This is a genomic window from Allobosea sp. P1_B10, from assembly GCF_056406735.1.
Genome location: NZ_JBFTZP010000006.1, coordinates 142,750 through 155,551, shown reverse-complemented (window position 1 = coordinate 155,551; position 12,802 = coordinate 142,750). Strand labels below are relative to the sequence as shown.

General features: G+C 66.5%; 11 protein-coding genes. 3 read left to right on the top strand and 8 right to left on the bottom strand.

What is annotated here, in order from left to right:
- Positions 1-39 precede the first annotated feature (39 nt).
- From AC1D2L_RS15155 to AC1D2L_RS15135, 5 genes are all read right to left on the bottom strand, one after another.
- Positions 40-798 carry a FadR/GntR family transcriptional regulator gene (locus AC1D2L_RS15155; RefSeq protein WP_476846709.1) on the bottom strand — a complete coding sequence of 253 codons (759 nt, stop codon included), beginning with the start codon at positions 796-798 and terminating at the stop codon, positions 40-42.
- Positions 799-940: 142 nt separating this feature from the next.
- The gene (locus tag AC1D2L_RS15150) at positions 941-1,645 is read right to left on the bottom strand and encodes an ABC transporter ATP-binding protein (protein ID WP_476846708.1); all 705 of its coding nucleotides are present in this window, start codon (positions 1,643-1,645) and stop codon (positions 941-943) included.
- Between the two features lie 70 nt (positions 1,646-1,715).
- A complete protein-coding gene (locus AC1D2L_RS15145) occupies positions 1,716-2,489 on the bottom strand; it encodes an ABC transporter permease (RefSeq protein WP_476846707.1) in 774 nt (257 codons plus the stop codon).
- Positions 2,486-2,989: a mismatch-specific DNA-glycosylase gene (locus AC1D2L_RS15140; protein ID WP_476846706.1), complete on the bottom strand. Its 504-nt coding sequence runs from the start codon at positions 2,987-2,989 to the stop codon at positions 2,486-2,488. The genes AC1D2L_RS15145 and AC1D2L_RS15140 overlap by 4 nt, the downstream gene beginning before the upstream one ends.
- Positions 2,990-3,952: an ABC transporter substrate-binding protein gene (locus AC1D2L_RS15135; RefSeq protein ID WP_476846705.1), complete on the bottom strand. Its 963-nt coding sequence runs from the start codon at positions 3,950-3,952 to the stop codon at positions 2,990-2,992.
- Positions 3,953-4,198: 246 nt separating this feature from the next.
- On the opposite strand from AC1D2L_RS15135, the gene AC1D2L_RS15130 reads away from it, so the two are divergent.
- Positions 4,199-5,755, top strand: coding sequence for an acetolactate synthase large subunit (locus AC1D2L_RS15130; RefSeq protein ID WP_476846704.1), 1,557 nt, complete (start codon positions 4,199-4,201; stop codon positions 5,753-5,755).
- A 140-nt stretch (positions 5,756-5,895) separates the two neighbouring features.
- On the opposite strand, the gene AC1D2L_RS15125 is transcribed toward AC1D2L_RS15130, so the two are convergent.
- From AC1D2L_RS15125 to AC1D2L_RS15115, 3 genes are all read right to left on the bottom strand, one after another.
- Positions 5,896-6,936, bottom strand: coding sequence for a histone deacetylase family protein (locus tag AC1D2L_RS15125; RefSeq protein ID WP_476846703.1), 1,041 nt, complete (start codon positions 6,934-6,936; stop codon positions 5,896-5,898).
- An 82-nt stretch (positions 6,937-7,018) separates the two neighbouring features.
- The gene (locus AC1D2L_RS15120) at positions 7,019-7,681 is read right to left on the bottom strand and encodes a TetR/AcrR family transcriptional regulator (RefSeq protein WP_476846702.1); all 663 of its coding nucleotides are present in this window, start codon (positions 7,679-7,681) and stop codon (positions 7,019-7,021) included.
- Positions 7,678-8,853, bottom strand: a complete 1,176-nt coding sequence (locus AC1D2L_RS15115; RefSeq protein ID WP_476846701.1) for an acyl-CoA dehydrogenase family protein — start codon at positions 8,851-8,853, stop codon at positions 7,678-7,680. Before AC1D2L_RS15115 ends, AC1D2L_RS15120 begins: the two co-directional genes overlap by 4 nt.
- A gap of 198 nt (positions 8,854-9,051) precedes the next feature.
- Between AC1D2L_RS15115 and AC1D2L_RS15110 the strand changes: the two genes are divergently transcribed.
- Positions 9,052-10,638, top strand: coding sequence for an acyl-CoA carboxylase subunit beta (locus tag AC1D2L_RS15110; RefSeq protein ID WP_476846700.1), 1,587 nt, complete (start codon positions 9,052-9,054; stop codon positions 10,636-10,638).
- A 115-nt stretch (positions 10,639-10,753) separates the two neighbouring features.
- Positions 10,754-12,748 carry an acetyl/propionyl/methylcrotonyl-CoA carboxylase subunit alpha gene (locus AC1D2L_RS15105; RefSeq protein WP_476846699.1) on the top strand — a complete coding sequence of 665 codons (1,995 nt, stop codon included), beginning with the start codon at positions 10,754-10,756 and terminating at the stop codon, positions 12,746-12,748.
- Positions 12,749-12,802: the final 54 nt, after the last annotated feature.

Below are 12,802 nucleotides of genomic sequence, written 5' to 3'. Positions count from 1 at the left end.
CGAACCTCCCCTGGTTTTCTTGCTGTGATCTTCTTTGCGTCAGGTCTTCTTGGCCGGGCAGGCGTCGACGCCATCCTGCCCGTTTGAACCGCGTCCCTCGCCAAAGCTCTGCGAAAAGCGTTCAGCCGAACTCTGGAGATGGCGGCGCATCGCGTCGCGAGCGGCATCGCCTGTCCGTGCGGCGATCGCGTCCCGGATGGCGCGATGCTCGGCGCAAGCCGCGCTCCACGAATCCGCATTCTCGAAATAGCTCGCGAGTTGGCGAAAATACGGATTGATGCGCTGGTCGAACAATGTCCCAACGAAACGTGTCAGCACCGCATTGCCCAGGATGCCGGCGATCCCGACATGGAATGCGCGGTCGAGCGCGATCAGCTCGTCGCCCGACAGGCCGGCGCTCTCCATATGCGCGAGAATACCGTCGAGCAGCGCGATGTCATGGGGTGTCGCGCAGGTGACAATCTCGGCGCAGACCGCGCTTTCGATCAGCTCGCGTGCCTTCAGGACCTCGAAAGGCCCCTCCGGAGCGACGTCGGAGACCGGGGCGGCTGCGGGGCGCCTGCGCGCGGCTTCCGTGACATAGACGCCGGAGCCCATGCGGATGCGCACGCGCCCCTCGACCTCGAGCGCGATCAGGGCCTCGCGGACAGAGGGACGGGACACGCCGAGCTTCTCGGCGAGCTCCCGCTCGGGAGGAAGCCGGCAGCCGACCGGGAACTCTCGCCGATCCATGAGGTGGCGGAGCTGGTCGGCAATCTGGCGGTAGAGGCGCGGCGACTCGACGGCTTCGAGCGGCACGTTTCACTCCCGGTTCGCGTTTCCCCGCCCTCGTCTTGCGCGAGAGCTGCTTTGGCCATTTGGTCAGGCCAATTGAGACAGACGGAACCATCGCAATGACGCAGAGTCAACTCTGCGATGTCTTGCGCCTTCATCCTGATGATCAGCTTGCGCTGGCCATGACCTCGGATCTGATCTCCTCCACCAGCCGTTCCTTGAGCGCGACGAAGTCCGGGCTGGTCTTGATGGTGTAGGGACGCGGATGCGGCAGGTCGACGGCGATATCGGCCTTGATGCGTCCCGGCCGCGCGCTCATCACCACCACCCGCGAGCCGACGAAAATCGCCTCCTCGATATCATGCGTGACGAACAGCACCGTCTTCTGCTCCCGCTCCCAGATCCCCAGCAGCATCTCCTGCATCAGGGCACGGGTCTGGTTGTCGAGCGCGCCGAAGGGCTCGTCGAGCAGCAGGATCTTTGGATCATTGGCGAGCGCGCGTGCGATCGCCGTGCGCTGCTGCATGCCACCTGAGAGCTGCTTCGGGAAATGGTCGACGAAGCCTGCCAGGCCGACGCGATCGGCCCAGTCGCGTGCCAGCGCCAGCCGCTCGCGCTCGGGCATGCCCTTTTCGCGCAGGCCGAAGGCGATGTTCTGGATCACGGTCAGCCAGGGAAACAGCGTGTAGCTCTGGAAGACGAAGCCGCGATCGGCGCCGGGGCCCGAGACCGGCGCACCGTCGAGCATGATGCGGCCTTCGCTTGCCGTCTCCAGCCCGCCGATGATGCGCAGCAGGGTCGATTTTCCGCAGCCGGACGGCCCCAGGATCGCGATGAAGTCATTGTCGCCCACGCTGAGCGAGGTCGGCATCAAGGCGCGCGTCGGCTGCCCGCCATGCTGGGCCGGGAAGATTTTTCGACATTCTCGATGACGAGCTTGCTCACCGGTTCGCCCATGGAAACAGGCGCTGGTTGACCGCCTTGAACAGGAAATCCGAGACCAGGCCAATCAGCCCGATGACGATGATGCCGAAGATGATCTGGCCGGTGTTCAACAACGCCTGGCTGTCGGTGATCATGTGGCCGATGCCGGACGAGGATCCGATCAACTCGGCGACGATGACATAGGTCCATGCCCAGCCGAGGACGAGCCGGAAGATCTCTGCGATCTCGGGCGCGGCATTGGGCAGGAGCACGCGCCTGACCACCGAGCGATCCGAAGCCCCCAGCGTGTAGGCGGCGTCGACGAGATCGCGCCTGACCCCGCCGACGGCGACAGCGATCATCAGGATGAGTTGGAAGACCGAGCCGATGAAGATGACCAGCAGCTTCTGGGCCTCGCCGATGCCGGCCCAGAGGATAAGCAACGGAATGAAGGCCGAGGCCGGCAGATAGCGCGCGAAGGAGACGAAGGGCTCGAGGAAGGCCTCGACCGGCTTGTAGGCTCCCATGGCAATGCCGAGCGGCAAGGCGACGATCACCGCCAGCACGAATCCGCCGAGTACCCGCCAGATCGTCATGCCGATATCGAAGGCGAAGCCGTAGTCGACCAGCAGGCTGTAGCCCTCGCGGACCATGGTGAAGGGGTCGGCCAGGAACAGGCGCTGGACATAGCCGCCGAAGGTCGCGACCGACCAGACCGCGACGAAAAACGCGAAGAAGGCGATGCCGTAGCCGACCCGCGCGCCACTGGAGACCGGCTGGAGAGGCCTCACGACGCGCGCTCCAGGCCGTTCACCGCTGCGGCGAGTTGCTGCCAGGGCTCGATCGACCAGAAGCCGGCAGCGGCGCCCGACGTCGACGGCAAGACGAAGGCCAGCGCGCCGGCGAGCCGGCCCGTCTGCAGGCCATAGCCCGGGGCGTGGCCCAGCACGGCCTGGGCGGCGCGCTTGCCGTTGAAGCCGACGACGGCGGGCGCGTGCGCCCTGATCTTGTTCATGAAGCCCTCGACGTCGAAATGAGCTGGCAGCAGCGCCGCATCGGGTCCGGACGTCGCCTTGGCGACATCCGTCAACCCGATGCCGTGAAGCGGCAGGGATGGGAAATCGTCCGGCAATAACCGCTCGGGCGTCAGGCCGATTTCATGGAGGGTTCTCCAGAATTTATTGCCGGGCCCGGCGTAATAGGCGCCGCGCAGCGCAGAGACCCGCCCGGCCTGCGTGCCACAAACGACAAGACGCAGGCCCGGCCCAAGCACATCCGGCAGAACCGCCATTCAGCCGCCGTTGACGTATTTCGGCTCGATCAGCGTGCCGAGATCGGGCTTGGCCTTGATCAGCCCGGCCTCGAGCAGCAGGTCGGCGGCCTTGGCAGAGAATGCCTGCCACTCGCCGGAGAAGAACTTCTTGTTCCCGTCGGCATCGGACCAGCGCAGATAGCCGGCCGACTTGCCGAACTGCTCGCCGGTCTGCTTCACATCGGCGCCCATGATGCCGTAGGCCCTGGCCTGGTCGCTCTTGATCAGGTCGAGCGCCTCGAAATAGCTCTTGGTGAGCGCTCTGGCGGCGGCGTCATTGGCGCTGAGGAAGGCAGGCGTGCAGCCGAAGGTGTCCATCACCATCGGGTAGTCGAGCGTGGTGGCGATGATCTTGCCGGCCTCGGGCTTTTCGCGCACGGCGGAGAGATAGGGCTCATAGGTCATCGCGGCGTCGTTCTGGCCGGCGATGAAGGCCTGCGCGGCAGGACCGGGTTCCATGTTGACCACGGTCACGTCCTTCACGGACATGCCGTTCTCCTTGAGGAACCAGGCCAGCGCGAAATAGGGAGAGGTGCCCGGCGCGGAGGCGGCGACCGTCTTGCCCTTGAGGTCCTTGATCGACCCGGTGGCGCTGCGCACCACCATGCCGTCGGCGCCGTAGCTCTTGTCGAGCTGGAAGATCTGCTTGGTCTTGATGCCCGCCGCATCCCAGTTGATCCAGGTCTCGACCGTGGTCGCGGCGCACTGGATGTCACCGGAGGCTATGGCGAGGTGCCGGTCCTTCTGCGGGATCTTCTTGATCGAGACGTCGAGGCCGTTCTTGGCGAAGATGCCGGCCTCCTTGGCCAGGACGAGCGGCGCAAAGCCGGTCCAGCCCGAAATGCCGATGGCGACCTTGGTCTGCGCCTGTGCGGCTGCGCCAGCGATCAAACTCGCAAGGCCGACGCTGGCAGTGAGCACAATCCGCTTCAAGGTTGACATGATGAGACCCTTCCTCATTGGCGCCCGGTTCGGCGCAATATCTGACGCCGATTGCGCCTGCCGGTCCAGCCCCATGCAACCTTCGTTCCACGGAAGGTTAAATGCCTATGCATATGACGCACGGCGCCGATCAGTGTTGATAACGAAGGCGATGAATTTCTCTTGTTTGACAGCAGGGCGAACATCCCTTCCCCTCGCAGCGCCTGCGCGCCGCGCATCATCTCCCGCCTCAAGGATTGCCTGACAATGAACGGCGCCGACCGCCTCTGCGATACCCTGCTCGTCAACGACGTCGATGTCTGCTTCGCCAATCCCGGCACCTCGGAAATGCATTTCGTGGCAGCGCTCGACCGCAAGCCCGAAATGCGCTGCGTGCTCGGCCTGTTCGAGGGCGTGGTGACGGGCGCCGCCGACGGCTATGCCCGCATGGCCGACAAGCCCGCCGCCACGCTGCTGCATTGCGGCCCCGGCATGGCCAACGCACTAGCCAACATGCACAACGCCCGGCGCGCCTGGACGCCGATGATCAATGTCGTCGGTGACCACGCGACCTACCATCTCAAGTACGACGCGCCGCTGACCAGCGACATCGAGAGCCTGGCCCGGCCGATGTCGCAGTTCGTGCGCCGCATCGCGACGCCCGAGGATGTCGGCCCCGCGATCGGCGAGGCCTATGCCGCCTCGCTCTCACTGCCCGGCGTCACGACCGTGATCCTGCCGGCCGATTGTGCCTGGGGCAGCGTCGAGCCCCGCGCGCTCGAGCCCACCAAGGTGCCCGCGCTCAAGACGGTCGAGGTTGCCTCCATCCGCGAAGCTGCTGCCGCCCTGCGCAAGCATGGCGCACGCGCAGCCCTGATGATGTCCGGCAATGCCTTGCGTGAAAAGCCGATGGAGATGGCCGCCCGGATCGGCACCGCCACGGGCGCGAAGGTGTTCGGCCAGATGTCGAACGGGCGCATCGAGCGCGGCGCCGGCCGGGTCGCTTTGCCAAAGGTGCCCTACCCCGTCGACATGGCGTTGGCTGCGCTCAAGGACATCGATTTGATGATCCTGATCGGCGCAAAAGCCCCGGTCGGCTTCTTCGCCTATCCCGGCAAGCCCGGCCCGCTCACCCATGAGAGCTGCGAGATCACTACGCTGGCCCAGCCCGGCGACGATCTCGTCGGCACGATCGAGGCGCTGGCCGACGAACTCGGGGCGCGCACTCTGGCTCCGGCCTATATCGCCACAGCGCGCGAGCCCGGCACCGCCCTGCCGACCGGCACGCTCGACGCCGACAAGGTCTGCACCATCGTCACGACGCTGCTGCCCGAGAACAGCATCATCTGCGACGAGTCCGTTTCGTCGGGACGTGCCTTTTACCAGCAGTGCCACAGCGCGCCGCAGCACGATTACATCCAGTTGACCGGTGGAGCGATCGGCGAAGGCATTCCGCTCGCCATCGGCGCGGCGGTGGCCTGCCCCGACCGAAAGGTCATCGGCATGCAGGCCGACGGATCCGGCATGTACACGGTGCAGGGCCTCTGGACCCAGGCCCGAGAAAACCTCGACATCGTCACGGTGATCTTCGCCAACCGGACCTATGCGATCCTGCATGGCGAGATGCGCGCCGTCGGCGTCAACGATTTTGGCCGCAACGCCAAGCTGATGCTGAACCTCGACGAACCCGCACTGGACTGGGTTTCGATGGCAAAGGGCATGGGTGTCGAGGCTGCCCGCGCTACGACCGCCGAGGAGTTCACCAAGCTCTTCAAGGCAGCGCTTGGCCGCAAGGGCCCGTTCCTGATCGAAGCCGTGATCTGAGGGGGCTCACCCCGTACGCGCCGCAGCAAAAGTGCTGCTGCGCGTCCGGGGGCCGTATTCCTGCCGGGGCGTCTCTGTCGTCCTACGGTCTCCCGTGTCCACGGCATTGCATGCCGCAACGCGCACGGGATGACAGGCGTTTACTTGAACCCGCCCAGGAAGGCGTCGAGGCACTCGCCGATCGCGCCGATGGCGTAGCCGCCCTCCTGCACCACAAGCGTCGGTAGGCCAAAGCCCTTCACGGACTCGCCGATCCGGCCGAAATCAGCGGCTTCGAGCTTCAGCACGCCGATCGGGTCGTCCTTATGCGCGTCGTAGCCGAGCGCCACGACGAGAGCCTCTGCGCCGAAATCCTTGATCGCCGCGCCGGCACGCTCGACCGCGGCATCCATCTCCGCGCCGCCTGTGCCATGGGCCAGCGGCATGTTGATGTTGAAGCCCTCGCCCGGCCCGTTGCCACGCTCGTCCTCGTAGCCGGTGAAGAACGGATAGTAGTTCGTGGGGTCCGCGTGGACCGAGATCGTCAGCACGTCGTCGCGGCGATAGAAGATCTGCTGCGTGCCGTCGCCGTGATGCGCGTCGACGTCGAGGATCGCGACCTTGCCGAATTTCGAGCGCAGGCGCTGGGCGGCGATGGCGGTATTGTTCAGGTAGCAGAAGCCGGTGGCACGGTCGGCGCGGGCATGATGGCCCGAGGGCCGGCACAATGAGTAAACCGCGCGTTCGCCGACCAGCAGGGCCTCCGCGCCGGCAACCGCCGTATCCGCCGAGCGCTGCGTCGAGGTCCAGCAATGCTCCCCGACCGGCACCGAGAGATCGCCGAGATACCAGCCGAGCTGGCCCATGATCCCGGTCGGGCGGCAGGGCGGCCGGACGGATTCATCGGTGCGACCGCTCCAATAGGGGAAGGTGTTGGGCCAGGCTTCCGGGCCACGCTCGGGCAGCTCCAGCCAGCGCGCCCAGATCGTCTCCAGGAAGCGTACGAAGCCGGCATCGTGGATGGCCAGCACGGGGTCCAGCCCGGCGGCGCGCGGCAGCTCGGGCGTGACGCCATGCCGCTTGAGGGCGGCGAGCAGCATGTCGGTGCGCTCCGGCAGGTCCTTTGGTGCAACGATCGCGCCGAAACGCATGTATTGCTGGGGATCGTGGAGCGACTGGTCGGGATGATAGAAGGCGCGCATGCGTCGGACGGTCCCCTGAGCGATCGGACGCCGTCGGTGTCGACGGCGAAGGCGCGATGCTAGATCAGGAAAGGGCGTGCTGTCAGGCCGTGATCGCGCCGCACTGCCCTGCGTCGGCGGCGGGCTTGGTGCGAAGCACGCCATGCTCCGGTGCAATCAGCGCGGCAAGCTCCCGCGCAAGCTCAGCCAAATCGAAGCGGCCGGGCCGGTACCAGTCCGTCGAGCCATTGAGGGCCCCGAGCAGAAAGTTGCGCAGTGCCTCGGGCTGCCGCTCCGGCGCGATGGTTCCCGCCGCTTGCAGCTCCCTAATCAGCACACTCCAGACCTCTTCATAAGCGCGCCGCGTCAGGCGCACGCTGTCGGGAGCGGGGGTCGCGCCGAAGATGAAAGCCTTGATGCTGGCGCTGGTGTAGTCGCCATGACCGTGAAGCGCGGTGAGATGGGCGCCGATTGCCGCCTCTAGTCTGGCATGGGGCGATGCGCCATGCGTCTCGGCGAGAGCCGCTGCGACGGCCTCATGCACGAAGCGAACGCCGTCATTGGCGACCGCCTCGACGATCTCCTCCTTGGAGGCGAAATGATAATACAGGCTCGCCTTGCGGATACCGACGGCTTCCGCGATCTCGCGCAGGGTGGTCTGGTGGTAGCCCCCCGAGCGCAACAGCCGCGCGGCGGTATCGAGGATCAGCCGGCGCGAGCCGCCCTCGGCCGCTTCGCGGGCGCTCTTGGCGAGGGAGACGCTCACAGCCGCTTCGCAACCTCTTCCAGCATCACTTCCGTCGCGCCGCCGCCGATGGCCTGGACGCGGGCGTCGCGTGTCATGCGCTCGATCGTGCTCTCGCGCATGTAGCCCATGCCGCCATGGAACTGCAGGCAGGCATACATGACCTCGTTGACGAGTTCGCCGCAGTAGGCCTTCGCCATCGAGACCTCACGCGTTGCCTCAAAGCCCTGCGCGTCGAGCCAGGCGGCGTGATAGACGAGCTGCCGCCCCGCCTCGACCTTGCTGGCCAGCGTCGCCAGCTTCTGGCGGATGGCCTGCTTTTCCCAAAGCGTCGCGCCAAACGCCTTTCGCGTCCGGACATAGTCGAGGGTGAGGTCGATGGCGGCCTGCGCCTCGCCCATCGCCATTGCGCCGATGACGGTCCGCTCGTTCTGGAAGTTGCTCATGATCGCGTAGAAGCCGCGTCCCTCCTGCCCGAGCAGGTTGCCTGCGGGCACGCGGCAATCAACGAAGGAGAGCTCGGCGGTATCCGAGGAACGCCAGCCATGCTTGTCGAGCGCGCGCGAGACGGTGAAGCCCGGCGTGCCTTTCTCCACGAGGAAGATCGAGACCGATTGCGAGGGTTTTGCCCCGGGATCGGTCTTGGCGGCGACGCAGTAGAGATCGGCATGGACGCCGTTGGTGATGAACATTTTCGAGCCGTTCAGCACATATTCGTCGCCCTCGCGCCGCGCGCTGGTGCGGATGCCCTTCACGTCGGAGCCGGCATCGGGCTCGGTGACGGCAACCGCCACAATCTTCTCGCCGGCGATGATGGCGGGCATGTAGTGCTCGCGCTGGGCCGGGCTGCCGCCGTTGAAGATGTGCACCGAGGCCATGTCGGTGTGGACCAGGGCCGTGATCGCGACGCCCGAAAAGGTCGAGCGGCCTAATTCCTCGGCCAGCACGACAGTCGCCAGTGTGTCCATCTCCGAACCGCCATACTCGGCGGGATAGCGGATGCCGAAGAAGCCGAGCGCGCCCATCTTTCGCAGCACCTCACGGGGCACGAAGCCCGCTTCCTCCCAGGCCAGCGCATGCGGCTTGATCTCGGTCTCGACGAAGCGGCGGACCTGGTCGCGCAGCGCTTCATGTTCCTCGGTGAAATAGGGCGAGCGGCGCTGGCCTTCGCCGGGCGTTCCGATTGCAGACATGGCGCTCTCCCACGCTTGACCTCGGCGGCGCAATCCGCCTACCTAACGGACGGTAGGTGAATTCGTGGTGACCTTCAACCCGTCATTGTGAGCGCAACGAAGCAATTCAGGTGGCGTCGAGCGCTCCGAGGCTGGATTGCTTCGTCGGCTCCGCCTCCTCGCAATGACGGTTGGCGGCTGAGGTACTGGGGCGACGCGATGACCGAGATAGCACCCGTAGCGAACGCAAGCACACAGCCTCCTCCCCCGCTCGCCGCCATGATCGACACCCTGCGCGAGCGGCATGCGCTGGTCGCGGCCGGCGGCGGCGCCCGGATGCGCGAGCGGCACGAATCACGCGGAAAGATCATGGTGCGCGAGCGCATCGACCTGCTGCTCGATCCGCAGTCGCCCTTTCTCGAACTGTCGCCGCTCGCAGCCTGGGGGCTCTACGGCAACGAGGTACCGGGCGCCGGAATCGTCACCGGCATCGGAGTCGTCGAGGGCCGCGCCTGCATGCTGATCGCGAATGACGCGACGGTGAAGGGCGGCTCCTTCTTCGCCGAGACGGTGCGCAAGCATCTGCGGGCGCAGGAGATCGCGCAGGAACACCGCCTGCCCTGCCTCTATCTCGTCGATTGTGGCGGGGCCTTCCTGCCCGAACAGGACCGGGTCTTTCCCGACCGTGACCATTTTGGCGGCTCTTTCTACAATCAGTGCCGGATGTCGGCGGCCGGTATCCCGCAGATCTCGATCGTCTTCGGCGGCGCGACAGCTGGCGGGGCCTATATTCCGGCGCTGTCGGACGAGGTCATCATGGTCAAGGGCACCGGCCGCATCCATCTTGGCGGCCCTCCGATCGTGAAGGCCGCGATCCACGAGATCGTCGATGGCGAAACGCTCGGCGGCGCCGAGATGCATGCCCAAGTTTCCGGCGTCGCCGACCATATGGTCCTGAACGAGATGGAGGGGCTCGCCAAGCTGCGCGAGATCGTGGGCTCGCTAGGCGAGGCCGGCCGGCTGAGCCCGCCCCCGGCGACGCCTGCCCCGCCAAATCTCGACCCGGCGGACCTCGTGGACCTCGTCCCGACCGATTTGCGCCGGCCCTATGATGTCCGCGAGGTGATTGCTCGGATCGTCGACGGCAGCAACTTCAACGCCTTCAAGCCCGACTATGGCGCGACGCTGGTGACGGGCTTTGCCCATATCCACGGCCATCCCGTCGGGATCATCGCCAATAACGGCGTGCTGTTTTCCGAGAGCGCCGTGAAGGGCGCGCATTTCATCGAGCTCTGCGACCAGCGCCAGATTCCGCTGCTGTTCCTGCAGAACATCACCGGCTTCATGGTCGGCACGGAGGCAGAGCGCGGCGGCATCGCCAAGCACTCGGCCAAGCTGGTCTATGCGGTCTCCAATGCACGGGTGCCGAAATACACCGTGCTGATCGGTGGCTCCTATGGCGCCGGCAATTACGGCATGTGCGGGCGCGGTTTCCGGCCGCGTTTTCTGTTCTCCTGGCCCAATGCCCGCATCGCCACGATGAGCCCCGAGGTCGCCGCCAATGTGGTGACCGAACTGCGCCGGCAATCACTGAAGGGCGCGGCCGACGAGGGGGCCATCGCCGCGCTCGACGCCAAGACGCGCGCGCAATTCGAAGAGCAGAGCTACCCCTACTACGCCACCGCGCGGCTCTGGGATGACGGCATCATCGAGCCCGGCCAGACCCGCGACGTGCTGGGCCTGTGTCTGTCGCTGGCGGCCGACGAGCCGCGCGATACCTCGCCCCGGCCAGTCTACCGGATGTGACGATGCACCCCGTCATTGCGAGCGGAGCGAAGCAATCCAGGAGCGGCGGAGCACTACGCCCCGCTGGATTGCTTCGCTCCGCTCGCAATGACGACGTTTCGACCAGAAAGCCGCCATGTTCGACACCATCCTGATCGCCAATCGCGGCGAGATCGCCTGCCGGATCATCAAGACCTGCCGCAAGCTCGGCATCCGCAGCGTCGCGGTCTATTCGGCAGCTGATGCGGACGCCCTGCATGTGCGGCTCGCCGACGAGGCGGTTGCCATCGGCCCCGCGCCCGCCCGAGACAGCTATCTGCGCGCCGACAGGATCATCGAAGCGGCGCTCGCCACGGGAGCGCAGGCGATCCATCCCGGCTACGGCTTTCTCTCCGAGCGGCTCGACCTCATCTCCGCCTGCGAGGCGCATGGCATCGCCTTCATCGGGCCGTCCGCCTCCGCAATCGACGCGATGGGCGACAAGATCCGCTCGAAACAGATCGCGCGCGATGCCGGCGTGCCCGGCGTGCCGGGCTATGACGGCGCCGATCAGTCGCCCGAGGTCCTGCGCTCTGAGGCCTTGCGGATCGGCCTCCCTGTGATGGTGAAGGCCTCGGCCGGCGGCGGCGGCAAGGGCATCCGGAAAGTCACCGACAAGACGGAGTTGGATGGCGCGATCCTCGCCGCCGCGCGCGAAGCGCAAGCTGCGTTCGGCGACGGGCGCCTGCTGATCGAAAAATTCGTGACGCGGCCGCGCCATGTCGAGGTGCAGGTCGCGGGCGACCGGCATGGGAACATCGTCCACCTGTTCGAGCGCGACTGCTCGGTGCAGCGCTCGAACCAGAAGCTTCTGGAAGAGGCGCCCGCCCCCAATCTGCGGCCTGAGACCCGCGCCGCGCTGCACGACTATGCGCTGCGGCTGTCGCGGGCGATCGGCTACGACAACCTCGGGACCGTCGAGTTCCTGGTCGATGCGGCGAGCGAGGCCTTGTTCTTCCTCGAGATGAACACGCGCCTCCAGGTCGAGCATCCGGTCACCGAGGCGGTCACGGGGCTCGACCTCGTCGAGTGGCAGATTCGGATCGCGGCCGGTGAGGTCCTTCCGCTTGCGCAAAGCGAGATCACCTGCACCGGGCACGCGGTAGAGGCGCGGCTCACCGCCGAGCGCGCCGATGAAGGCTTTCGCCCCGACACGGGGACAATCCGGCTCTGGCTTGAACCGGCGGGCTTGCGCATCGACAGCGGCATAGCCGAGCGCAGCGAGGTCTCGACGCATTACGATTCGCTTCTCGCAAAGGTCATCGCTCATGCGCCGGACCGTGCCGGCGCAGTCCGAAAGCTGGCCGATGGGCTGGAGCGCATGACAGTTCTCGGGCCGGCGACGATCCGGCCGTTCCTGGTGGACGCGCTGCGCCAGCCGGCCTTCATCGCCGGTGAGGCGACGACGCTTTTCATTGGAGAGACATGGCCGGGAGGCTGGCAGCCGCAACCTCAGGACGAAAGCAAGCGTGACGCGGTAGCGGCTGCGATCTGGCTGTCGGCTGAAGACGCCCCCGGCGGCCCGGCCGGACCGTGGCAGTCGCTGGCAGGGTTCCGCGTGCTGGGCCCAGCCGGCCGGCCTGCGACGAGCCATCTGACGCTCAGCATTGCCGGCGCGGCACGGCGGCTGCGCGTCGAGACGCATGACGGTTTCGTTCGCGTCGGCGGCCCATCCGATGTGCACGACGTCGCCGCAGGCCGGAGCCATAACGGTGGCGTCGCAACCGTCACGGTCGGCGGCACGAGCATCCGTATTCCAGCCGTGCGCGACGGCGATGCTCTATTCCTGCGGTATCGCGGGTTCGAAGGGCGCATCGGGATCGCGCTGACTGTCGCCGCCGAAGCCGCCAAACGGGGCGTCAGCAGCGATGCCGGCAACAGCGTCCGCGCCAGCATGCCCGGCACGGTGGCGTTACTTCATGTCGCGACGGGTGATCGCGTCGCAGCCGGCCAGGTCGTAGCCGTGCTCGAATCGATGAAGCTCTTCATGGAGCTGAAGAGCCCCGCCGCCGGCACTGTCAGCCAGATCGGCACCCGCGCCGGCGCAACGGTCGCGGCAGGCGACGTCCTGGTAGCGATTGAGCCTGATTGAGCTACGCCGTCATTCCGGGCGCCCCTTAGGGGCGAGCCCGGAATGACGGAGGTA